At 57.2% G+C, this 22,470-nt stretch carries 23 protein-coding genes, 1 pseudogene and 1 riboswitch; of the genes and pseudogenes, 13 read left to right on the forward strand and 11 right to left on the reverse strand.

Annotated elements, in window-relative coordinates; all coding sequences use genetic code 11:
- The first annotated feature begins 133 nt into the window (after positions 1-133).
- The 8 genes and pseudogenes from MTP37_RS05870 (at position 134) to trpA (ending at position 6,615) form a co-directional block, all read left to right on the forward strand.
- The gene (locus MTP37_RS05870) at positions 134-622 is read left to right on the forward strand and encodes a CYTH domain-containing protein (RefSeq protein WP_249238540.1); all 489 of its coding nucleotides are present in this window, start codon (positions 134-136) and stop codon (positions 620-622) included.
- 319 nt (positions 623-941) lie between these two features.
- The gene (locus tag MTP37_RS05875; protein ID WP_249238541.1) at positions 942-1,529 is read left to right on the forward strand and encodes a rhomboid family intramembrane serine protease; all 588 of its coding nucleotides are present in this window, start codon (positions 942-944) and stop codon (positions 1,527-1,529) included.
- A gap of 511 nt (positions 1,530-2,040) precedes the next feature.
- Positions 2,041-2,220, forward strand: a pseudogene (locus tag MTP37_RS05880) (glutamine amidotransferase-related protein); the annotation flags it as partial.
- Between the two features lie 4 nt (positions 2,221-2,224).
- A complete protein-coding gene (trpD, locus tag MTP37_RS05885) occupies positions 2,225-3,256 on the forward strand; it encodes an anthranilate phosphoribosyltransferase (protein WP_249238542.1) in 1,032 nt (343 codons plus the stop codon).
- Positions 3,253-4,035: an indole-3-glycerol phosphate synthase TrpC gene (gene trpC, locus MTP37_RS05890; protein WP_249238543.1), complete on the forward strand. Its 783-nt coding sequence runs from the start codon at positions 3,253-3,255 to the stop codon at positions 4,033-4,035. Before trpD ends, trpC begins: the two co-directional genes overlap by 4 nt.
- Positions 4,032-4,652: a phosphoribosylanthranilate isomerase gene (locus tag MTP37_RS05895; RefSeq protein ID WP_249238544.1), complete on the forward strand. Its 621-nt coding sequence runs from the start codon at positions 4,032-4,034 to the stop codon at positions 4,650-4,652. Before trpC ends, MTP37_RS05895 begins: the two co-directional genes overlap by 4 nt.
- Before the next feature lie 6 nt (positions 4,653-4,658).
- Positions 4,659-5,849 (forward strand): tryptophan synthase subunit beta, encoded by a 1,191-nt coding sequence (gene trpB, locus MTP37_RS05900; RefSeq protein ID WP_249238545.1) that lies wholly within the window; start codon positions 4,659-4,661, stop codon positions 5,847-5,849.
- Positions 5,842-6,615, forward strand: coding sequence for a tryptophan synthase subunit alpha (gene trpA, locus MTP37_RS05905; RefSeq protein ID WP_249238546.1), 774 nt, complete (start codon positions 5,842-5,844; stop codon positions 6,613-6,615). The genes trpB and trpA overlap by 8 nt, the downstream gene beginning before the upstream one ends.
- Before the next feature lie 240 nt (positions 6,616-6,855).
- On the opposite strand, the gene MTP37_RS05910 is transcribed toward trpA, so the two are convergent.
- The 7 genes from MTP37_RS05910 to thiD form a co-directional block, all read right to left on the reverse strand.
- Entirely contained in the window at positions 6,856-7,569 is a 714-nt protein-coding gene (locus tag MTP37_RS05910; protein ID WP_249238547.1) for an ABC transporter ATP-binding protein, read from the reverse strand.
- On the reverse strand, positions 7,562-8,404 hold the full coding sequence (locus MTP37_RS05915; protein WP_249238548.1) for an ABC transporter ATP-binding protein: 843 nt from the start codon (positions 8,402-8,404) through the stop codon (positions 7,562-7,564). The genes MTP37_RS05910 and MTP37_RS05915 overlap by 8 nt, the downstream gene beginning before the upstream one ends.
- Positions 8,401-9,561, reverse strand: a complete 1,161-nt coding sequence (locus MTP37_RS05920) for a branched-chain amino acid ABC transporter permease (protein ID WP_396343905.1) — start codon at positions 9,559-9,561, stop codon at positions 8,401-8,403. Before MTP37_RS05920 ends, MTP37_RS05915 begins: the two co-directional genes overlap by 4 nt.
- Positions 9,561-10,439 carry a branched-chain amino acid ABC transporter permease gene (locus MTP37_RS05925; RefSeq protein WP_005943319.1) on the reverse strand — a complete coding sequence of 293 codons (879 nt, stop codon included), beginning with the start codon at positions 10,437-10,439 and terminating at the stop codon, positions 9,561-9,563. Before MTP37_RS05925 ends, MTP37_RS05920 begins: the two co-directional genes overlap by 1 nt.
- Before the next feature lie 96 nt (positions 10,440-10,535).
- Positions 10,536-11,753 (reverse strand): ABC transporter substrate-binding protein, encoded by a 1,218-nt coding sequence (locus MTP37_RS05930; protein ID WP_249238550.1) that lies wholly within the window; start codon positions 11,751-11,753, stop codon positions 10,536-10,538.
- Positions 11,754-12,147: 394 nt separating this feature from the next.
- Positions 12,148-12,825, reverse strand: a complete 678-nt coding sequence (locus MTP37_RS05935) for a thiaminase II/PqqC family protein (RefSeq protein ID WP_249238551.1) — start codon at positions 12,823-12,825, stop codon at positions 12,148-12,150.
- Positions 12,818-13,618: a bifunctional hydroxymethylpyrimidine kinase/phosphomethylpyrimidine kinase gene (gene thiD, locus MTP37_RS05940; protein WP_249238552.1), complete on the reverse strand. Its 801-nt coding sequence runs from the start codon at positions 13,616-13,618 to the stop codon at positions 12,818-12,820. The genes MTP37_RS05935 and thiD overlap by 8 nt, the downstream gene beginning before the upstream one ends.
- Positions 13,619-13,880: 262 nt before the next feature.
- On the opposite strand from thiD, the gene MTP37_RS05945 reads away from it, so the two are divergent.
- A complete protein-coding gene (locus tag MTP37_RS05945) occupies positions 13,881-14,417 on the forward strand; it encodes an LOG family protein (RefSeq protein ID WP_249238553.1) in 537 nt (178 codons plus the stop codon).
- A 42-nt stretch (positions 14,418-14,459) separates the two neighbouring features.
- On the opposite strand, the gene MTP37_RS05950 is transcribed toward MTP37_RS05945, so the two are convergent.
- Both MTP37_RS05950 and MTP37_RS05955 read right to left on the reverse strand, forming a co-directional pair.
- The gene (locus tag MTP37_RS05950; protein ID WP_249238554.1) at positions 14,460-15,356 is read right to left on the reverse strand and encodes an NAD(P)-dependent oxidoreductase; all 897 of its coding nucleotides are present in this window, start codon (positions 15,354-15,356) and stop codon (positions 14,460-14,462) included.
- Positions 15,357-15,371: 15 nt separating this feature from the next.
- A complete protein-coding gene (locus tag MTP37_RS05955) occupies positions 15,372-16,172 on the reverse strand; it encodes an aspartate dehydrogenase domain-containing protein (RefSeq protein WP_249238555.1) in 801 nt (266 codons plus the stop codon).
- Positions 16,173-16,280: 108 nt separating this feature from the next.
- Here MTP37_RS05955 and MTP37_RS05960 point away from each other — a divergent pair, with 108 nt between their 5' ends.
- Together MTP37_RS05960 and MTP37_RS05965 are read left to right on the forward strand one after the other, a co-directional pair.
- The gene (locus MTP37_RS05960) at positions 16,281-16,853 is read left to right on the forward strand and encodes a chromate transporter (protein ID WP_249238556.1); all 573 of its coding nucleotides are present in this window, start codon (positions 16,281-16,283) and stop codon (positions 16,851-16,853) included.
- Complete coding sequence (locus tag MTP37_RS05965; RefSeq protein WP_249238557.1) at positions 16,850-17,422, forward strand: chromate transporter; 573 nt, start codon at positions 16,850-16,852, stop codon at positions 17,420-17,422. The genes MTP37_RS05960 and MTP37_RS05965 overlap by 4 nt, the downstream gene beginning before the upstream one ends.
- A 175-nt stretch (positions 17,423-17,597) precedes the next feature.
- Here MTP37_RS05965 and MTP37_RS05970 read toward each other — a convergent pair whose 3' ends face one another.
- Positions 17,598-17,873: a hypothetical protein gene (locus MTP37_RS05970; RefSeq protein ID WP_249238558.1), complete on the reverse strand. Its 276-nt coding sequence runs from the start codon at positions 17,871-17,873 to the stop codon at positions 17,598-17,600.
- A 447-nt stretch (positions 17,874-18,320) separates the two neighbouring features.
- Here MTP37_RS05970 and MTP37_RS05975 point away from each other — a divergent pair, with 447 nt between their 5' ends.
- Together MTP37_RS05975 and MTP37_RS05980 are read left to right on the forward strand one after the other, a co-directional pair.
- On the forward strand, positions 18,321-19,064 hold the full coding sequence (locus tag MTP37_RS05975) for a ZIP family metal transporter (RefSeq protein WP_249238703.1): 744 nt from the start codon (positions 18,321-18,323) through the stop codon (positions 19,062-19,064).
- A gap of 269 nt (positions 19,065-19,333) precedes the next feature.
- Positions 19,334-20,848 carry an alanine/glycine:cation symporter family protein gene (locus MTP37_RS05980; protein ID WP_249238559.1) on the forward strand — a complete coding sequence of 505 codons (1,515 nt, stop codon included), beginning with the start codon at positions 19,334-19,336 and terminating at the stop codon, positions 20,846-20,848.
- 48 nt (positions 20,849-20,896) lie between these two features.
- Here the strand turns inward: MTP37_RS05980 and MTP37_RS05985 are convergent, their stop codons facing one another.
- On the reverse strand, positions 20,897-21,982 hold the full coding sequence (locus MTP37_RS05985) for a mechanosensitive ion channel family protein (RefSeq protein WP_249238560.1): 1,086 nt from the start codon (positions 21,980-21,982) through the stop codon (positions 20,897-20,899).
- 162 nt (positions 21,983-22,144) lie between these two features.
- Positions 22,145-22,346: riboswitch (FMN riboswitch) on the forward strand.
- Positions 22,347-22,470 lie beyond the last annotated feature (124 nt).

Raw genomic sequence — 22,470 nt, forward strand, 5'->3', positions numbered from 1 at the left:
CCTTATCATGAACGAACTCCCTTCGTCCCGCGTTTGCAGACAGAAGGAGTAAAAATCTACTCTTTATAATAGCACAAAATCATGTTATTATAAATAAGAAATGCCAAAAAACCGCATGAAAGAGGGATGCATTATGGAAATCGAACGCAAATGGATGGTGAAGGGCTGGCCGGAGGGGCTGCCCCTCAGGGAGGAATTTGCCATGCGGCAGGGCTATATCAGCGTGCGGCCCACCGTGCGTATCCGGGAAGAAGCCCTCACCGGCGGCAGAACGGACTACATCCTCTGCTTCAAATCCGGGGGCGGCCTTGCCCGCGAGGAGATCGAGCGCAGCATCGACAAAGCGCTGTTTGAGGATCTGGAACACAAGATCATCGGCAAACCTCTCATTCCGAAGCTGCGCCGCAGCTACACCCTGCCGGACGGTTCTGTGCTGGAAGTGAACCATGTGGACGAAGGCCAGCCCACCGAGTTCTGGTATGCCGAGGTGGAGTACCCCACGGTGGAAGCGGCCCTTGCATGGCAGCCGGAAAACTGCGGCCTTGGTGCATACCTCAGCGATGAGGTGACCGGTCAGCCCGGCCAGAGCATGGGTGAATACTGGGTGGAGACGAGGGGATAAACGTCGGCCAGCGGGTCGGAAGTTTCCTCCTCGGACACGAAATACGGGTTGCGGTACCCAGCAGCTGCTTCGCATCCGCTTGCATCTCGCTGTCCGCGGCCTCAACAACAGCTCCCTGCTTCCGCCACTGGCGGCGGTCACTGTTGTTGCAAGCCATTCCATCGCCCGCCCTATTGCCTGCGGCAACAGGGTCCCACCCCAGCGGACGGTCCTCGGAGAAACTTCCGACCCGCTGGCATGTCCTACAGATATACAAAGAAGGGAATGACAACTCACGAAAAAAGTCAAATTAAAACTGGAGCTGCAATACAACTCCCCTGTGATCCTCACATTTTTCCTGCTGTCACTTCTGGTGCTGTTCCTCGACCAGTGGACGGACGGGTGGACAACCATGCACCTGTTCTGCGTCTACCGCTCCTCGCTGAAAGACCCGCTGTTCTACATCCGGCTGTTCGGCCATGTGCTGGGCCATGCCAGCTGGGACCACTTTCTGAACAACATGCTACTGCTGCTCGTTGTTGGCCCGCCAATGGAAGAAAAGTACGGCAGCAAGCCGCTTTTGTGCGGCATGGTGTTCACTGCTCTGGTCACCGGTGTGCTGCAATGCGTGCTGTTCCCGCGTTCGGGGCTGCTGGGCGCGTCCGGCATCGTGTTCATGCTCATCATGCTCTCCTCGCTGGCGGGCTTTTCCGGAGGCATCCCGGTCACCATGCTGCTGGTTGCAGCGCTGTACTTTGGTCAGCAGGTGTACGATATCATTTTTGTGCATGATAATGTGGCAAACTTCATGCACATTGTGGGCGGCTTATGTGGCACAGCCTTTGGCTATTACAGTGCACTGCACAGCCGCCGCAGACCGGCAAAAGCGGTGAAGTTTTCCAGCACGAACGGCCGCCGGAAGCACTGAACCCACTGCAAACATAGGCTGATTTTGAAAAATTTGCAAACAGGTATTGACAAACGAAAAATCCGTGGTTTAATATAGCCAAATTCAATACACTAAACCGTTGAAGCGGAGATAACGGCGAACCACGCCTGTACAGAGAGCCTGCGCAGCTGAGAAGCAGACCGGAAACAGTTCGTCAAGGAAAGTGTGATTTTGCGTCACTTTTCCCGAAATGGACCGCTGAGGGTGCAGGGAACTGCGGTGCTTTTACCGCACAGTATTCTGCAACGTGAGGGCGTACGTCAGTTGCCGGGGATGTGTTGGCATCCCGCCAAGTGCATGGGGTCATACCCATGAAATCAGGGTGGTACCGCGGATAAAAGGCCAAGCTTTATTCGTCCCTGACAGAAGAGCGTTCTTCTGTCGGGGGCGTTTTGTTTTATACTCCTTCGGCAGAAGAGCCGGGGGAGTTTTTGTTTTACCGGGAGGGAAAAAGCCATGAAGATACGGCCCACACTGGACGAAGTATCACTCGCTGGCAGCAGACCCCGCCACCATGCCGCCGGAACTCAAAGTAACGGCCCGCACCGCCGATGGCGAAGTGATGGCAGTGCAGCACACAAAATATCCCATTTACGGTGTGCAGTTCCATCTGGAATCCATCCTGACCCCGCAGGGCCGGTCGATCTTGAAAAATTTTATGGAGGGTTAAGAAAATGATCAAGGAAGCAATCGTGAAGATCGTCAGCAAACAGGACCTGACCTATGACGAAGCCTACGCCGTGATGAACGAGATCATGAGCGGCGAGACCACGCCCACCCAGAACGCAGCCTTTCTGGCGGCACTCTCCACCAAGAGCGCCAAGGCGGAGACGACCGACGAGATCGCAGGCTGCGCTGCTGCCATGCGGGACCACGCCACCAAGGTGGATGCCGGCATGGAGCTTTTCGAGATCGTAGGCACCGGCGGCGACAACGCCCACAGCTTTAATATCTCCACCACCTCGGCGCTGGTGGCGGCGGCAGGGGGCATGAAGGTGGCCAAGCACGGCAACCGGGCCGCATCCTCCCAGTGCGGCACCGCCGACTGTCTGGAAGCACTGGGCGTGAACATTCAGCAGAGCCCCGCCCGCTGCGTGGAACTGCTGAACGAGGTGGGTATCTGCTTCTTTTTTGCCCAGAAGTACCACGCCTCCATGAAGTACGTGGGCCCCATCCGCAGGGAACTGGGCTTCCGCACCGTGTTCAACATCCTTGGACCGCTCACCAATCCCGGTTCGCCTGCCATGCAGCTGCTGGGCGTCTACGATGAATACCTTGTAGAGCCGCTGGCACAGGTGCTCATCAGTCTGGGGGTCCGGCGCGGTATGGTGGTCTACGGCAAGGATAAACTGGACGAGATCTCCCTCAGTGCTCCCACCAGAGTGTGTGAGATCAAGGATGGCTGGTACAAGTGCTACACCATCACGCCGGAGCAGTTCGGTCTGACCCGCTGCGAAAAGGCCGACCTTGTGGGCGGTGCCCCGGCAGAAAATGCCGCCATCACTCGCGCCATTCTGGCAGGCGAGAAGGGCCCCAAGCGTGACGCCGTTCTGCTGAACGCGGGCGCATCCCTCTACATCGGCGGCAAGGCCGAGACGGTGGCGGAGGGCATCGCACTGGCTGCACAGCTGATCGACAGCGGCAAGGCAGCGGCTGTGCTGGAAAAGTTCATCGAAGTGAGCAACCGTCCGGAGGAAAATGCATGAACATCTTAGACCAGATGGCCGAACACGCCCGGCAGCGGGTGGAAGCGGCAAAGCAGACCCTGCCGCTGGCCGAAATAAAGCGGCAGGCGCTGTCCCTGCCCAAAGGGGACTTCCGGTTTGAAAAAGCCCTTGCAAAGCCGGGGCTTGCTTTTATCTGTGAGTGTAAAAAAGCATCGCCCTCCAAGGGGCTCATCGCACCGGAGTTCCCATACCTGCAGATCGCAAGAGAATACGAAGCCGCCGGGGCAGATGCCATCTCGGTGCTGACCGAGCCAAAGTGGTTCCTTGGCAGTGACGACTATCTGAAGGAGATCGCTTCTGCTGTCTCCACACCCTGCCTGCGCAAGGATTTTACCGTGGATGCGTACATGATCTACGAAGCAAAGCTTCTGGGCGCTTCGGCGGTGCTGCTCATCTGCGCGATTCTGAACGATGCACAGCTCAAAGAGTATCTTGCCATCTGCGAGGACTTGGGACTCTCCGCTCTGGTGGAAGCCCATGATGACGCCGAAGTGGACCGGGCACTTGCCGCCGGGGCACGCATCCTCGGTGTGAACAACCGCAACCTGAAAACCTTCACGGTGGACACCGAAAACAGCCGCCGCCTGCGGGCCCGTATCCCGCAGGATGTGCTTTTTGTCTCGGAAAGCGGCGTAAAAACTGCCGAAGATGTTTCCGGGCTTGCAGCCATCGGGGCAGACGCAGTGCTCATTGGTGAAACGCTCATGCGTGCGCCGGATAAGACCGCAAAGCTGCGGGAATTGAAAGGACTGCTATGACAAGGATCAAATTGTGCGGCCTGACCCGTCCGGAGGAGATCGCAGCGGCAAATGCCCTGCAGCCGGAGTACATCGGCTTTGTGTTTGCCCCCAAAAGCAGACGGTATGTTTCCCGGGAATTGGCCGCAGAATTAAAAGCACAGCTTTCCCCCGGGATCCAGGCCGTGGGCGTGTTCGTGAACGAAGCACCGGAAACGGTGGCGGGCCTGCTGAATGCGGGCATTATCGATATTGCCCAGCTCCACGGGCAGGAGGATGCTGCTTACCTTGCCCGGCTGCGGGGGCTGACCGCAAGGCCGCTCTGGCAGGCATTCCGCGTGACGGATGCCGAAAGCCTTGCAAAGGCGGAAAAAAGCCCGGCAGACCTTGTTCTGCTGGATTCCGGCGCAGGCGGAACGGGCAGGGCCTTTGACTGGGCGCTGCTGGAAAATTTCAAGCGGGATTATCTTCTTGCCGGAGGGCTTGGCCCGGAGAATGCGGCCGATGCTGTGGAGCGTCTGCACCCCTATGGGGTGGATGTGAGCTCCGGCATTGAGACGGCAGGGAAGAAGGACCCCGAAAAGATGGCGGCATTCGTGGCCGCGGTACGCAAAAACGACCAATCAGGAAAGGAATGAACGACCATGACAAACCCCAACGGACGCTTTGGCATCCACGGCGGACAATATATCCCCGAAACGCTGATGAATGCCGTCATTGAACTGGAAGAGGCCTACAACCATTACAAAGATGACCCGGAGTTCAATCGGGAGCTCACCGAACTGCTCAACGAGTACGCAGGCCGCCCCAGCCGCCTGTACTATGCAAAAAAGATGACCGAGGACCTCGGCGGTGCAAAGATCTACCTCAAGCGCGAGGACCTGAATCACACCGGTGCGCACAAGATCAACAATGTTCTCGGGCAGGCGCTGCTGGCCAAAAAGATGGGCAAGACCCGCCTCATCGCCGAGACCGGTGCCGGTCAGCATGGCGTTGCCACCGCCACTGCCGCTGCCCTGATGGGCATGGAGTGCGTGGTGTTCATGGGCGAGGAGGACACCAAACGTCAGGCACTGAACGTCTACCGGATGCGTCTTTTGGGCGCAGAGGTCATTCCCGTCACCAGCGGCACCGGCACGCTGAAGGATGCCGTGTCCGAAGCCATGCGCGAGTGGACCAGCCGCATCAGCGACACCCATTACTGCCTTGGCTCGGTGATGGGCCCGCATCCGTTCCCCACCATCGTGCGTGATTTTCAGGCCGTTATTTCCAAGGAGATCAAGGAGCAGATGCTGGAAAAGGAAGGCCGCCTGCCGGATGCCGTCATTGCCTGCGTGGGCGGCGGCTCCAACGCCATTGGCAGTTTCTACAATTTCATCAACGACAAAACCGTGCGTCTCATCGGCTGTGAGGCCGCAGGCCGCGGCACCGATACCTTTGAGACTGCCGCCACCATCAATACGGGCCGTCTGGGCATTTTCCACGGCATGAAGTCCTATTTCTGTCAGGATGAATACGGTCAGATCGCGCCGGTCTACTCCATTTCTGCCGGTCTGGATTATCCCGGCATCGGCCCGGAGCACGCATGGCTGCATGATATCGGCCGCGCCGAGTATGTGGCAATTACGGACGACGAAGCTGTGAACGCATTTGAATATCTGGCACGCACCGAGGGCATCATCCCGGCCATTGAATCGGCCCACGCCGTGGCCCATGCCATCCGGCTGGCACCCACTATGGACAAGGACCAGATCATTGTCATCACCATTTCCGGCCGCGGCGATAAGGACTGCGCCGCCATTGCCCGCTACAGAGGGGAGGATCTTCATGAGTAACATTGCAAAGGCCTTTGCCAACGGCAAGGCGTTCATTCCGTTCATCACCTGCGGCGACCCGGATCTGGAAACCACTGCCGCCGCCGTCCGCGCCATGGCGGCAAACGGTGCCGACCTCATTGAGCTGGGCATCCCGTTCTCGGACCCCACCGCCGAGGGCCCGGTCATTCAGGGGGCCAACATCCGCGCCCTGAAAGCGGGGACCACCACGGATAAGGTCTTTGACTTCGTCCGCGAGGTGCGGAAGGATGTTTCGATCCCCATGGTGTTCATGACCTATGCAAATGTCGTGTTCTCCTACGGCGCAGAGCGGTTCATCTCCACCTGCGCGGAGATCGGCATTGACGGGCTGATCCTGCCCGATCTGCCCTATGAGGAAAAGGACGAATTTCTGCCCATCTGCCGCAAATACGGCGTGGACCTGATCTCAATGATCGCCCCTACCTCTGAAAACCGCATTGCCATGATCGCCAAAGAAGCCGAGGGATTTTTGTATATCGTGTCCAGTCTGGGCGTCACCGGAACCCGCAGCGAGATCAAGACCGACCTTGCGTCCATCGTGAAGGTGGTGCGGGAAAACACCGCAGTGCCCTGTGCCATCGGCTTTGGAATCTCCACACCGGAGCAGGCGGCAAAGATGGCGGGCATCGCCGATGGTGCGATCGTGGGTTCCGCCGTCATCAAGCTGCTGGAGCAGTACGGCAAGGATGCCCCGGAGCAGATCGGTGCCTATGTCAAGCGCATGAAGGATGCCGTAAGAGGATAAGAATATTCATAGAATATAACTTTACCGTTTGCGAAGAAGAAATGACTGGGGGTCATTTCCTCTTCGCTTTTTGCTGTAAATTTTGGAGCTCAAAATGCATTGAACGGAACGGCCTTTCTCGTGAAAAAAGTGGTCTGGAAACAACCGCGGTTGTTTCCAGACCACAAATAAAATTATAAATTCCTCTGCTTATGCTCAAAGCGAAGCGGAGAGCATTCAAATCGTTCTGAAAGCAAAAAATCAATTGCGCTTTTTGCCAAGGTAAGCTGCCTTGACGCTTTCGTCTGCCAGCAGTTCGGTGCCGGTACCGGAAAGGGTCAGAGTGCCGGTCTCCAATACGTAAGCGTAGTCGGCCACCTTCAAGGCCATGTTTGCGTTCTGCTCGTTCAGCAGCACGGTGATGCCCTGCTGGTTCACGGTGCGGATGATGTCAAAGATCTCCCGCACCACAATGGGCGCAAGACCAAGGCTGGGCTCGTCCAGCATCAGCAGCTTGGGCTTGCTCATCAGAGCGCGGCCCACGGCCAGCATCTGCTGCTCGCCGCCGGAAAGGGTACCGGCGCTCTGCCAGCTGCGCTCTTCCAGACGGGGAAAGAGCTTGAACACCCACTGCAGGTCTTTCTCGGTTTCAGCTTTGTCCTTGCGCAGGTATGCGCCGATCTTCAGGTTTTCCAGTACAGTCAGGTCGGCAAACACCCGGCGGCCCTCCGGCGACATGGCAATGCCGCTGGCAACGATCTGGTCAATGGGCTTGCCCAGTATTTCCTGACCGTTCCACAAAATGGAGCCGCTCTGTGCCTTTACAAGGCCGGAAATGGTGCGCATCAGGGTGGACTTGCCTGCGCCGTTGGCACCGATCAGGGTGACGATCTTTCCCTCGGGTACGGTCAGCGACACGCCGCGCAAAGCCTGAATCCCGCCGTAGGAAACATGTAAATCCTTGATCTCAAGCATCTTCGTCCACCCCCAGATAAGCGTCAATGACCCGCGGGTCGTTCTGCACCTCGGCAGGCGTGCCCTCGGCGATCAGACGGCCAAAGTCCAGTACATAGACCCGGTCAGAAATATCCATCACCAGATCCATATGGTGCTCGATCATGAACACCGTCAGTCTGAAATCGGTGCGGATGCGGTCGATAAAAGCAGTCAGCTCTTCGGTCTCCTGCGGGTTCATACCGGCAGCAGGCTCATCCAGCAGCAGCAGCTTCGGTTCGGTGGCAAGGGCACGCGCGATCTCCACACGGCGCTGCAGGCCGTAGGGCAGGCCGGTAGCCAGTTCATTGCGCACATCCTCAAGGCCCAGCACATGCAGCAGGTTTTCGCACTCCTCACGCTGACGCTTTTCCTCATCTGCATTCAGCCGGAAGGTAGCGCTCAGCAGGTTGGCCGAGCGACGGCAGTGCTTGGCGATGAGCACGTTCTCAAACACGGTCTGGCTCTTCCACAGACGGATATTCTGGAAGGTGCGGGCAATGCCCATTTGGGTGATCTTATCGGGCGTGGGGGTAATAATGTGGGAATACTTGCCCGCGTTCTGGCCCTTATAGAGCTTTTTCATCTTGCCGTGGGGCGTGTTCTCAATGATCTTGCGCCCCTCGAACCACACTGCGCCATTGGTGGGCGCATACACGCCGGTAACAACGTTGAACGCGGTGGTCTTGCCGGCACCGTTGGGGCCGATGAGGGAGACAATCTGATCTTTATCCACCTTCAGGTTCAGATTGTCCACAGCCACCACGCCGCCAAACTGCATCGTGGCGTTTTCAATGGTCAATACGTTTTCACTCATTTGGAACGCGCCTCCTTTTTGGCAGCTTTTGCAGTGGATGCGGGCTTTTTCTGGAACAATTCACGGTCGCCCATGATGCCCTTGCGGAAGAACAGCACCACCGCCATAATGATGATGCTGAACACCACCATGCGGAAGCCGGAACGCAGCAGCGGCACACGGAAGCCGCCGATCCAGGTCTCGTTGTCGAGGAAGCGCAGCAGCCATTCGGAGCTGGCAATGAACAGGAAGGACGCGATGATGGAACCGGACACCGAGCCGATGCCGCCAATGACCACGATCAGCAGGATCTCGTAGGTCATGCTGGATTTGAAGGTGGTGGCCTGCACGCTGGCCTGATACATGGCCAGCATTGCGCCGGAGATACCGGCAAAGAAGCTGCTGATGATAAAGCTCATGCGCTTGTGGCTGGCAAGGTTGATGCCCATGGCTTCGGCAGCGATCTCATCGTCACGGATGGCCTTGAAGGCACGGCCATAGGTGGAGTTGATGAGCAGCAGGATGATGGCGATGCACACACCGGAAAAGAGAAAGGGCATCACCGTTTCCAGATGCAGGGTCGTGCCGCCCAGCGAAAGGTTGAAGCTGGCAAAGCTGGTGAAACCGTACAGAAGGTTGGAGCCGTTGGTCAGCGGGCCAAAGCCTTCGTAAACCACGGCGGCACGGATGATCTCGGCAAAGCCCAGTGTGGCAATGGCAAGGTAGTCACTCTTCAGCTTCAGCACCGGCAGGCCGATGAGGAAGGCGAACAGCGCTGCGATAAAACCGGCCAGGATCAGGCAGAAGACAACGCCCAGCAGCAGGCCGAAGCCGCCCAGAGGTTTGGAGAGCAGCTCCGGGATGGAGAAGCCGATGCCGCCGTTTGCATAGCGCTGGTAGATGGATTTCTGCGAAGCGGCGGGAATGGTGAGGATGGCGTAGGTGTAGGCACCCAGCAGCATAAAGCCTGCCTGCCCCAGACTGAACAGGCCGGTAAAGCCGTTCAGCAGGTTCATGGACACCGCCACCAGCGCATAAATGGCGCCCTTGCGCAGCACGGTCAGCAGCATGGAGGGCACAAAGCTCAGGTTATCCAGTGCCAGCAGCACCAGCAGCAGGGCGGCCAGCGCCAGCGCAGCCCGGAGATAGATGCGTTTTTTCTCTTGTTTCATGGTCATCACACTTTCTCGGTCAGGTTTTCACTGAACAGGCCGGTAGGCTTTACCGCCAGCACCACGATCAGCAGTGCAAAGGTGAAGGCATCGCTGAAGGTGGTGGCACCGGCACCCTTGATCAGGCTTTCACAGATGCCGATGATGAAGCCGCCGATGACAGCGCCCGGAATGGAACCGATGCCGCCGAACACGGCTGCCACAAAGGCTTTCAGGCCCGGCATGGCACCCACGGTAGGCGTGACCGCCGTGTAATTGGAAAAATACATCATGGAACCGATGGCCGCAAGAAAGCTGCCTACCGCAAAGGTAAAGGAGATGACATTGTTGATCTTGATGCCCATCAGCTGAGCGGTCTCAAAATCGCGGGAAGCTGCGCGCATTGCCATGCCGATCTTGGTCTTCTGGATCAGGGTGACAAGCGCTGCCACCAGCACAATAACGAGGAACGGCGTTACGACTGTGACCCGCTTGGTCTGGCAGCCCAGCACCGTGACAGTGTCGCTGATCCAGGGCAGAGCCGGGTACTGCTTGGCCAGACCGCCGGTGACATACCACATGGAGTTCTGCAAAAGGTAGGACATACCGATCGCAGAGATCATCACCGACATGCGCGGCGCAGTGCGCAGGGGCTTGTAGGCGATCTTTTCCACTGCGATGCCCAGCAGCACCGTTGCCACCACCACCAGCGGGATGGAAATGGTCAGCGGAAGGGAAGCAGTAGCGTACACCATCAGAAAACCGGCTACGGTAAAGATATCGCCGTGGGCAAAGTTGATCAGGCGCAGGATGCCGTACACCATCGTGTAGCCAATGGCAATCAATGCATACTGGCCGCCCACCGAGATACCTGCCAGCAAATAGGGCAGAAACTTTGCAGCCATAAGGGAAACCCTCCATTTCTTACAACTTTTATTTTGATACAAGCAAAGCGCAGGCGGAGAATGGCTCCTGCCTGCGTTTTGCGGTTTAAAACCTTATCAGCCTTCCACGCTCTGGGTCTTGACGAACTCGAATGCGCCGTCGGCGGCCTTCTTGATGTAGGCCATATCCTTGTTGGCATCACCGGTGGTCTGGTCAAAGGTGATGCTGCCGGTCACGCCGTCGTAGTTTACGCCGTACAGGGCATCGCGGATGGCGGTGCCGTCGGTGCTGCCTGCTGCCTTGATGGCTTCCAGAGCTACCATGTAGGCATCGTAGCCCAGAGCGGAAACAGCTGCCACGATGTCGTTGCCGCCGTTGTTGGTCAGCTTCTGGCTGTCGGCGTTCAGCCACTCCTTAAAGCCGGTGACGAACTCCTTGGCTGCGCCGGAATCATCGTTCTCGTCGAAGAAGGTAGAGCAGTAGACCTGCACGCTGGTGCCCTTCTGTGCGTCCAGAATAACGCTGGACTCCCATGTGTCGCCTGCGGTAATGGGCTTGTCAAAGCCTGCAGAGGCGGCCTGTGTGATGATCTGGGCGGCATAGGTGGTGGCGCAAGGTGCAAAGATCACATCTGCACCGGCGTTGATGGCGTTCTGGATGTAGGCAGAAAAGTCCGAGGTGCCCTCGGGGAACTGCTCGCTGGTAACAGTGCCGCCCAGATCCTCAAAAGCGTTGACGAAGTAGGTGGCCAGACCGGAGCCGTAGTCCTCGCCCAGCATGCTCAGCACGTAGGCGTTGGCAGCACTGAACTCATCCTTTGCAAAGTTTGCCATGACCGAGCCCTGGAACGGGTCAAGGAAGCAGACACGGAAGTAGTAGGGGTTGGCCTCGGTCACGGCGGGGTTGGTGCAGGAGCAGCCGATGGCCGGGATGGAAGCGGACTGGAAGGTGGGAGCGGCTGCAATGGAAACACCGGAGCCGTAGCTGCCCAGCACGATGGACACCTTCTTGGAGACCAGCTCCTGTGCAGCAGTCACGGCCTTATCGGTGCTGGACTGGTTATCCACCTCTACCAGTTCAACGTTATAAGTCTCACCGCCGATCTCCACGGTGGGAGCAAGGCTGTTGGCGTACTCGACGCCCAGCACTTCCTGCTTGCCGCCTGCGCCATTATCACCGGAAGCTGGCTCAAACACGCCAACGCGGATGGTCTTGCCGCCTGCAGAAGAGCCGCTTGCGGAACCGCCAGAAGAAGAGCAGCCTGCCAGAGCTGCCGCAGCTGCGGTAATGCCTGCAGCCTTCAGAAAATCACGGCGAGAAATGAATGCTTTCATAAGAAACGCCTCCTCTAATTTCTTAACACTTTCCCAGAAAAACAAAAAGCCCGCAATGGCGCACGTGACCTGAAGGCCTGCACCATTGCGGGTTCCTGACATTGTTTTAGCACAGCCGGGCGGCATTGTCCAGCAGAAAATGCATTCCGGGCAAAACTTTGGCAGATGAGAAGAATCTGCCGCGCTTTTTGCAGAGGCATTTTGTTCACTTTTTGCAAGAAGTGTACTCCGTGGAAAAACAGAAACTGCCCGCAGTGGTTTGCACCACGGACAGCGTTTGCGAAAAAATCACGAGAAGTCGGACTTTTAATGCCTGCCTGACTGCGCAAAAGAAAATGCACCCGGCTGCTGTGGTCCTGCCCACACGCCGGGTGCATTTTTATGTTCAGAATAATTACAGGTCGCTGCGGGGCAAAGCCGCCATGGCCCAGAAATCCAGCTCATACACAGAGCAGGCATGGAAGATCTCGCGGCAGCGGGCAAGGCGCTCCGGGCTCAGGCCCTTACAGGTCTTTTCTGCAAATGCAGCCCAGTCGCGGCAGGCTTCCTCGTAGTCCCTGCCTGCATAGTCTGCCACCAGCGCACCATAGGGGGCATCCTGCACAGCGGGGTGCTCTTTCAGCAGCTTCTGGAAGATCCAGCTGTAGCTCAGCATGCAGGGCAGGCAGGCCATCATGCACTCGGCTGCGTCCTCGCTGTTTCTGGCGGTGTCGATCATGTAGTCCACATAGGCGCGGTTCTCCGGCCGCAGCGGCAGGCTCTGGATGCCCTCATCGGTCAGCCCGAACTGCCTCAGGCAGCGCAGGCGTTCGGCGTCCTCGTTCTCGTTTACGAAGGACAGCAGGGAATAGTAGGTGCGGATGGTCTGCATATCTGCCGCCTTGGTCATGCCCCATGCGAACACCTTGGCATATTCCCGCAGGTAAAGGCTGTCCTCTACAATGTAGCCCTTAAAGCAGGCTTCGTCCAGCGTGCCGTCCGCAAGTCTTTCCAGAAATTCCGAATGCAGGCACTGCTCCCACACGGGCAGGCTTTCCTGTACCAGCTGCTGCACAAAAGACTGCTCACTCACCAACAAATTCTCCCTTCAGTGCAAACATGTGGTTCATGGGGCCGGAGCCATGGCCCAGATCCAGCATGGCAGAAAGACAGCCGGAAATATAGGCTTTTGCCCGCTCCACAGAAGTATCCAGATCATAGCCCTTTGCCAGATTGGATGCAATGGCGCTGGACAGGGTGCAGCCGGTGCCGTGCGTATTGGGGTTGTCAATGCGTCTGCCCCGGAACCACTTGCCGCAGCCGTTCCGCCACAGCAGGTCGTCGGCGTCATTGATCTGGTGGCCGCCCTTGCACAGCACGGCGCAGTGATATTTTTCACTGATGCGCTGTGCGGCAGCTTCCATGCCTGCCGCGTCGGTGATCTTCATGCCGGAGAGGATCTCGGCCTCCGGGATATTGGGGGTGACGACCTCTGCCATGGGCAGCAGCTTTTCGGTCAGTGCCTGCACGGCGTCATCCCGCAGCAGCTTGGAACCGGAGGTGGCTACCATCACGGGATCCACCACGATATGCTTTGCATCATAGCTGCGCAGCTTCTCAGCAATTACCCCGATCAGCTCAGCCGAGGATACCATGCCGATCTTGACGGCGTCCGGGTAGATGTCGGTAAAAATGGCGTCGATCTCCTGCGCCAGAAATTCCGGGGTGGCTTCAAAAATGCCGGTAACACCGGTGGTGTTCTGGGCGGTCAGGGCGGTGATGGCGCTCATGGCATACACGCCGTTGGCGGTCATGGTCTTGATATCGGCCTGAATGCCGGCACCGCCGCTGGAATCGCTGCCGGCAATGGTCAATGCGGTTTTCATAGCAATAACTTCCTTTGCATCAAAATGCGGAAATGCCCACAAGGAGACATTTCCGCATGCTGAAGCAGTGGTATCTCCCTACGTTGGCATTATCCAAATCAGGTCACAGGTCTGGGCAGACAGCCCACTCTCAGCCTGCTTTTGCAAGCTCCCTTTTCTGTGCACAAGCATACCACAGTGCAGCTTTATTTGCAAGTAGTGCCGGGCTTTGCAAAGCGTAGCGAACGTGGTAAAATGAGAAAAAACAAAAAGGGGAAACACCATGAACATTACAGTCTATCTTGGGGCAAATGAAGGCAGCGATCCGGCATTGGCAGCGGCTGTCCGGGAGCTGGGCAGCTGGATCGGCGCAAACGGGCATCACCTTGTATACGGCGGTTCCCGCAGCGGTCTGATGGGCCTGCTGGCGCAGAGCGCACTGGATGCGGGCGGCACCGTGACCGGTGTAGAGCCGCAGTTTTTTATTCAGCAGGAGCTGCAGCATGATGGCCTGACCGAATTGATCGTTACCAGAGACATGGCTGAGCGCAAGACGAAGATGATCGAGCTGGGGGATGCCTTTATCGCATTCCCCGGCGGCACCGGCACGCTGGAAGAAATTGCAGAAGTGATGTCCCGGGTCTCGCTGGGTCAGTTGGATGCGCCCTGCATCCTTTATGATCTGAACGGCTACTACGACAGCCTGAAGGCACTGCTGGACAAAATGATCGAGAAGGGGCTTTCCACGCCGCAGCGCCAGCGGGGCATCCGATTTGCGGCGAATCTGGAAGAGATCACAACAATTTTGAATAAAGCCTAAAAGGGAACGCTTCTCACGGCCGGGAAGCGTTCCCTTTTTATATCATTCTCCCAGAGCAGTGCGGATATTTGCCAGCACCTTCTGGCTCAGCAGCACAAAGGCCTGCTTGGTGCGCCCGGCGGAAACATTGGCGCAGTGTACGTTCTCGCGTTCAAAAAAGCCCTCGCCCACCGGGCCTGCAGCGGCGCGGGTATCGCAGAAGAAATGGGTGCCTGGCAGAGTGAGCCAATCTTCCAGTGCGGCCGAGTCAAAGCCCGGACCGATGGAGGTGTTGAACAGCACCTTTCCCTCGCCCAGCTGCGCAAATTCGTCTTTGCCCAGCAGCAGGACGTTTTTGTTCAGGCAGGTGAACACCACCTCGCTCTCGGTCAGCAGCTGTGCCAGCGGCTTGTAGGCCATGCCGGAGGCTTCGGCATCGGACTTGCGGGTGCGGCTGTAATAGGCAATGTCGGCACCCATAAACTGCAGCGCATCGGCGATCATTTTGCCGGACACACCCAGCCCGACGATGCCGACCTTCAGCCCGGTGATCTCCACAGGCTCGTCCCGCAGCATGGGCATTCCAAAACCGTGCAGGATGCCGATGAGCTCGTGCAGAACGTACTCCACAACGCCGCGGTCGCCGTAGTCCCGGATGCCCAGCACTTTGATGCTGCGGGTGCGGGCATAGGCGATATCTACGTTGGCGCTCTCCTCCGAGTACAGACTGCAGCACATGCCGATGTAACGGATATTCGGGCAGCGCTCGATCACGCTTTTGCCCATGCGGGAGGTATAGCTCAGAAGCGCGGCATCTGCATCCCCGATACGCCGCACGATCTCGTCATCGTCCGCCGGGATATCGCGGTACAGGGTCACCTCTTCTGCATACTGATGCAGCTCCTGTTCAGCGGAGGGGATCAGGCTGACCGGCTCAATGGCTACCAGTTTATGGAACATGTGCAGATCCTCCTTTTAATAGAAACACACAGGGGAAGCGAGATTGCGCAGCAGGGAAACCACACTCCAGCCAGCAATGGCGCTGGTGGAAGAGCAGATGTCCACCACAGCCTTCACACCCTCGATCTCGGCAGTGATGCGGTGATCGTCACCCACCCAGCCGGGGACCGAATGCATGGTCACGCCGGTGATCTCCGGGCCGGTGGTGGCCAGAGAGGTGGCCACGGCTACGTTGACCCGGCGCGGGAAGGTGGCAATGGCTTGCTTGGCATTGCCGGTGAACACAGTGGTCTTTTCCGTATCGGTGAGCAGGTGCTCCTCCCATACGGGCGTGTTGCGGAAGCCCCTTGCGCCGGTGTGGGTCTCGATGCCTGCGGTCTCGGCCAGCTGCTGGGCCTGAGCCATCAGGGTGACGGTCTGCAGTACATCAAAGCCGCCGATGGCACCGCTTGCCAGATGCACCTTGGCATCACCCTCTGCGGCAGCGGCCTTGACCTGCTCATAAAAGGCAAGGTCTGCAAACGCGCCAATGGAAATGATGACCAGGTTCACGCCTTTTTTCAGCACAGGCACAGCCATGGCGCGCACAGCCTCCACCGAAGCGGTCTCCACGATGTACTCTGGCTCCAGCGCCAGCAGAGCATCCACATCGTCACACACGGCACAGCCCACTGTTTCGGCAGTCTTTTCTGCCGAAGCACGGGTGCGGCTGGTCACGCCCACCAGCTCGTAGTCCGGCAGAAGACCGTTCTTCCATGCATCGGCCACAATGTTGCCCAGAAATCCGCAGCCTACGATACCAAATTTTGTTTTCATATCCTAAACTCCTTTTTCTGCTTTTTCCAAAGAAAGCAGCATATTCCATTAAAGTATATCATATGAAAACAAAAAATGATATAATAAGGTGCAAGAAAGGAGAAAGCTATGTCGAAAACAAAGGAGCTTTTCTGGACGTTTTTCAAAATTGGAGCGTTCACGTTTGGCGGCGGCTATGCCATGGTGGCTTTGCTGCAGAATGAATTTGTGGAAGAGAAAAAGTGGTTGACAAAAGAAGAATTTCTGGACATGGTGGCAATTGCGGAGTCTACGCCCGGCCCGGTGGCGGTGAACAGTGCCACCTATATCGGCTACAAGATCGAGGGTGCGGCAGGCGCGGCGGCGTCCACGGTGGCGGTGTGTCTCCCGTCCTTCGCGGTCATTTATCTGATCTCGCTGTTCTTTGACCAGTTCCTCCGCCTTTCGGTGGTGGCAAGTGCGTTCCACGGTATTCAGGTGTGTGTGATCTATCTGATCCTTTCCGCCGGACTGAAGATGCTGAAGGAGCTGGAACACAGCGTCTTCAATATCGTCATCCTGACCACGGTTGCGGCAGCGATGGTGGGCTGTTCCATTGCAGCAGTGTCCTTCTCTTCCATTTTTTACATCCTGTTCAGCGGTGCGGCCGGGCTGCTGGTGTATGCAGTACAGCAGCTGCGGAAGGGGGAGAAGAAGCCGTGATCTATGTAGAACTTTTCTGGAATTTCCTCGTGATCGGTGCGCTGTCCTTCGGCGGCGGCTACGGGATGATCTCGCTGGTGCGGGAAACGGTCTTAGGACACGGCTGGCTGACGGAAGGCGAATTTCTCAGCTTCATTGCCGTGTCGGAATCCACACCCGGCCCGCTGGCCATCAATATGGCCACCTTCATCGGTGCTTCACAGGGCGGCTTCTGGGGTGCGCTGTGCGCGACATTGGGCGTGGTGCTGCCGTCCTTTGTCATTATCCTGCTCGTTGCATCGGTGCTGCAGAACCTGATGAAGTATGCGGGAGTCAACGCAGTTCTTGGCGGCGTTCGTCCCTGTGTGGTGGCGATGATCCTGGCAACTGCTGTCAACATGGCGCTTTCTACGCTGGCCGGGTTTGCAGCGGACAAGGCAGGCATTGCACCGGATCTCCGTTCCATTGTGGTGTTCCTGCTGCTGTGGGGGCTGCATGCCCTTTGCCGCCGGAAAAAGGGCAAAGCACCATCGCCCATTGGGATGATCCTGCTCTCTGCAGGACTGGGGATCCTGTTCTGGGGAATATAAGAATAAGCATTGCACGCTGCCTGAGGGGCATCCTGCTTCGGATGGCAGCTCCTGAAAAATGCGCCGGGAGGTTCCCAATAAACCTTTCCGGCGCATTTTTGCTGCAAAAAAACCGGGCACAGAAAAAGTTCCGTGCCCGGTTTGATCGTTCCTTGAACTAAGAGTGCTGCCTGAATTATGCGGCAACAGAAGAAGCAGCTTCGCTGGAAGCAGCCTCACTGGAAGCGGCCTCAGAAGAAGCAGCCTCGCTGGATGCAGCCTCAGAAGAAGAACCGTTCTCCTCTGCAACAGCGGAAGAAGCGTCCTCCTCGGCCTCAGCAGCAACAGAAGTGCTGGTAGAAGCAGCCTCGGAAGAGGATGCAGCAGTGGAGGAAGCAGAACCGCCGCAGGCAGTCATGCCAACAGCCAGAGCCAGAGCGACAACAGCAACACAAACATTCTTGAGTTTCATATCTAAAATCTCCTTGCTTCATGCAAAAGTATTCTTGCAGCTGCCCCACAGGAGGAGCCTTGCTGCAAGAAGATATTCTAGTCTTTTTATTTGAAAAATCAAGAGCTTTTTGGGCAAAGAAGTGATATCTTCAAGAAAATCTACGCTTTTGTTATAATTTGTTGACGAAAGTCAAAGGCTTTTTGGCAAAATTGAACCGGAAGGCAAAGAAACGGCAGATGAGCTGGAACAACTTTTTATGAGGGTGGAAGGGTCGTATAATTTGTTCAGATAAAACCTGCGGAATAAGACTTTGCTCCGGACAGAAATAAAGCTGAGAGAATCTCGGGTGCGGATGCGGCCGACGCATTGCACGGGAAAGCTTTTTCAGGGCGTTCCGGACAGCTCTGCACCTTTTTACCTTTGCGCACATACAACGGGCAAAGGGGGAATGCTGTTTTGAACCGGATGATCTTGACTGCATGGGTGCTGCTGTTTCCGGCGGCGTGCACTACATTGGGCGCAGCGGGGGTGTTTTTGCTGCGGCGGCAGGCCCGGCCCTGCACACAGCGCATTTTGTGCGGCATGGCGGCAGGCATTATGCTGGCGGCCAGCGTGTGGAGCCTTTTGCTGCCCGCCATTGAGCGGGGACGCGGTCTGGCACTGCCTGCGTGGATCCCATCGGCGATAGGGCTCGTACTGGGCGCAGTGGGCCTTTTGCAGGTGGAGCAGTTTGCCGGGCAGCTGCTGGCAGGCGGGGCAGGGCACAGCGGCCGCATGATCCTGGCTGTGACCTTACACAATCTGCCCGAGGGCATGGTGGCAGGGCTTGCCGCTGCCATGGCGTCGACCGGGGAGCCGGATGCCATCAGCGGGGCACTGGCACTGAGCCTTGGCATCGGCCTGCAGAATATCCCGGAAGGTGCGGCGGTCAGTCTGCCGCTGGCCCATGGCTCCTGTACACGGCTTCGGGCGTTTCTGGCGGGCGCTGCGTCCGGGCTGGTGGAGCCGCTGGGCGCATTGCTGGCCTTCGCCCTTGCGGAGCAGGTCGGTGCTGCACTGCCGTGGCTGCTCAGTGCGGCGGCAGGCTGCATGGTGTGCGTGACCGCGCAGGAGATGATCCCGCAGGCGGTGGAAGAGGATGAGCCTGCCGGTGTGGTGAGCATCGTGCTGGGGTTTGCGCTGATGATGGCGCTTGATGTGGCATTATAACCGATGAAAAGTCATACGATAACAAAATTCAGCACAGGCGTGGTCAAACTGAAAATTCCTGCATTTTTCGGAAAATCTTGCGTATGCGGAAATTTTATGATACCCTGTATGCAACGTATCCGCAAGAGGGTACGGGGCAAGAACGAACAGACACAAAGGTGTGACTGCCTGCTGAGGTGCGCACCGGAGTGTGGAATAAGCATCCTGACATGCGGGCAGAGCCTTGAAAGGTTCCTGCCCGCATTTTTTAACAAGAGGGGGAAATCAGGATGCTGGATACCATCACAAGCATCAACAGCGCGGTCAATGGAGTGGTCTGGGGGCCGATCGGTCTGGCGCTGCTGTTCGGCACCGGTCTGGTCATGACGGTGCGGACAGGCGGATTTCAGTTCGGGCACGTTGGCCACTGGATGAAAAACACCATTGGAGCCATCTTTACCAACAAAAAGGTAACGGCCCATACGAACAAAGAGGATATGGCCATCAGCCAGTTCCAAAGCCTTTGTACGGCGCTTGCGGCCACCATTGGTACGGGCAACATCGTGGGTGTTGCCACGGCGATCATCAGCGGCGGCCCGGGTGCCATCTTCTGGATGTGGGTCATGGCGATCCTCGGCATGATGACCAACTACTCCGAGAATGTTCTGGGTATTTTCTACCGCCGTAAGAACGAAAAGGGCGAGTGGTCCGGCGGTGCCATGTATTATCTGGCTGACGGTCTGGGGGCCAAGAAGGGCTGCAGGGCTCTGGGCCGGGTGCTGGCGGTCCTGTTCTCCTGCTTCTGCGTGCTGGCATCTTTCGGCATTGGCAACATGAGCCAGATCAACTCCATTGCAGGCAATATGAGCTCTGCGTTCAACATCCCGAACGTGGTCACAGGCGTTGCGCTGGTGCTTCTGTCCGCTCTGGTCATTCTGGGCGGTCTGAAGCGTGTGGCGGCTGTCACAGAGAAGATCGTCCCCGTTATGGCGATCATGTACATTGTAGGCGCGCTGATCGTGGTGGGTGCACATTTCACGGCGATCCCTGCCGCATTTGCAGCCATCTTCAAGGGTGCGTTTGCACTGCCTGCAGCGGGCGGCGGTATTCTGGGCTACGGCATCTCGCAGGCCATCACATGGGGCTTCAAGCGCGGCGCATTCTCCAACGAAGCGGGCCTTGGCTCATCGGTCATGGTGCACTCGTCCTCCAATGTCCGGGAACCGGTGCAGCAGGGCATGTGGGGCATCTTTGAGGTCTTTGCTGACACCATCGTGGTCTGTACGCTTACGGCGCTGGTGGTGCTGACCACTGGCTTTGTGGATCTGGAAACCGGACACATGCTCTCCGATGTGCAGGGCAGTGCACTGGTGGGGCAGGCATTCTCCACCGTGTTCGGGCACTACGGGCCCAAGTTCGTTGCAGTATCCATCCTGCTGTTTGCCTACTCCACTGTGCTGGGCTGGAGCCACTACGGCACCAAGGCCTTTGAGTATCTCTTTGGCACGAAGGCCAGCGTTGGCTACAAGGTCGTGTTCGTGGGCATGGTGATGGTAGGTGCCACCATGAAGCTGGGCCTTGCATGGGACCTGTCCGATACCTTCAATGGTCTGATGATGCTGCCGAACCTGATCGGTGTGCTGGCACTGTCCGGCACGGTGGCAAAGATCACGAAGAACTACATTGAGCGCCAGCTCTGCGGCAGGAACATTGCCCCCATGTGGTCGGCATTTGAAATCTATCAGAAGGAAGAAGAGGCGCAAGAAGCTGCAGAGGTGCAGCTGGATAAGGCTGCAAATGAATAAACAAAAAAATGCCGCTCCGGTTTGGCTGGAGCGGCATTTTTTCTGGTGTCAGGAATTTTTTTCAATGTACACGCTGGTGGAGGGAAAGGCAAAATCCACACCGTCAGCCTGCATGATATCCATGATGTTCAGGTTCAGGTCGTTCTGCATCTGCAGGAACTCGGCGTAGACATTGGTCACCAGATAGGCGGAGACCAGAATGTTGATGCTGGAATCCCCAAAGTTTGCCAGCTGCACGATGTTGGTGCCCTTGTTGGTATACGGGCTGGCATCCAGCATGGCCTGCAGGTCTTTCATCAGCTTTTCCAGCTTGGGACGGGTAGTATTGTAGGTGACGCCAAGGTTGAATTTATAGGGACGCATGGTGCGCAGGGCCGCGTTCTTTACCGTGGAAGCACAGATCTGGCTGTTGGTGACGATATTGATGGTCTTATCCAGAGAGCGGATGCGGGTGGAGCGGAAATTGATGTCGATCACTTCGCCCTCCACACTGCCCACGGTGATCCAGTCACCCACCGAGAAGGGCTTATCCAGCAGGATGACGATGCCGGAAAACAGGTTGCTGGCGCTTTCCTGTGCAGCCAGCGAAATGGTCAGGCCGACAAGCCCGGCACCGGCTACGATGCTGCCGATGGGAAAGCCCACCTCCTGCGCCAACGCAGCCACGCACAGCACGATGACCAGCACCTTGTAGGTGGTATCCAGCAGAGAGCGCAGCGTTTTGTTGGAGCGGATCTCCGGGCTGCAGGAAGCCAGCAGCAGGTCGGCCAGATCGGATGCGGCATGCAGCCCTTCGCAGACCAGAAGGGTCATGGCGAGACGGAAACAGAGCAGCAGCAGCTTTGGAATGCCGGAAATGGCCCATGGCAGGGAAGCGGCGGCCAGATACACACCAATGACGCTGCACATGCGCAGGATGGGGGTGGAAAAACTGCGCAGCAGGATGGGCGTGCCGGTAAAATACCAGCTGCGGGCAAGCAGCGCCGGAATGCCCTTTTTGTTCAGCCAGCGGCGCACGAGCCATGCGGCCAGCAGGATGAGCAGGGCGCACACCGCACGCGCAGCCAGCGCCAGCCAGCCTTCCAGAAGCAGCGAGCCAAGTTCAAACGAGAGATCACGGATCGAGAAAATCATTTTAACCTCCTGAATTTTTACAGCGCATCCATGATATCATATCACACCCGCCGGAGCAAGGCTGAGAGGAAAACAAAAAAGGAATACTTTGATAAAAAATATACAAATCAAAAAGTTTCCTCTTGACAAGCCGGGGCCGGCACGCTATACTCTGTGCCAGAAAGTTCGTTTCAGGGCGGGGCGTGATTCCCCACTGGCGGTAAGGAAGTTGCTTTCGTTGCCGGAGCGTGCCAAAGGAACAAAAAAGTTCAAACGGCGCGCAATGACAATGAGAGAGATCTCCAAGTCCGCGACCACCTTTTGTGGGTGCTGACCCGGTGCGATTCCGGGACCAACGGTATAGTCCGGATGTAAGAAACGGCAGGCAAATTGTTGTCTACGCGCCCTGTTGCAGTGTTTTTTGTTGCAGCAGGGCGCTTTTCTGTTTGTCCTTCCCGTTCCAAAATAAGAAACTGCTTTCATGAGCAGGGCGTAACGAATGACAAAGA

This window comes from Faecalibacterium sp. HTF-F, assembly GCF_023347535.1.
In the GTDB taxonomy this organism is placed as follows: Bacteria; Bacillota; Clostridia; order Oscillospirales; family Ruminococcaceae; genus Faecalibacterium; species Faecalibacterium wellingii.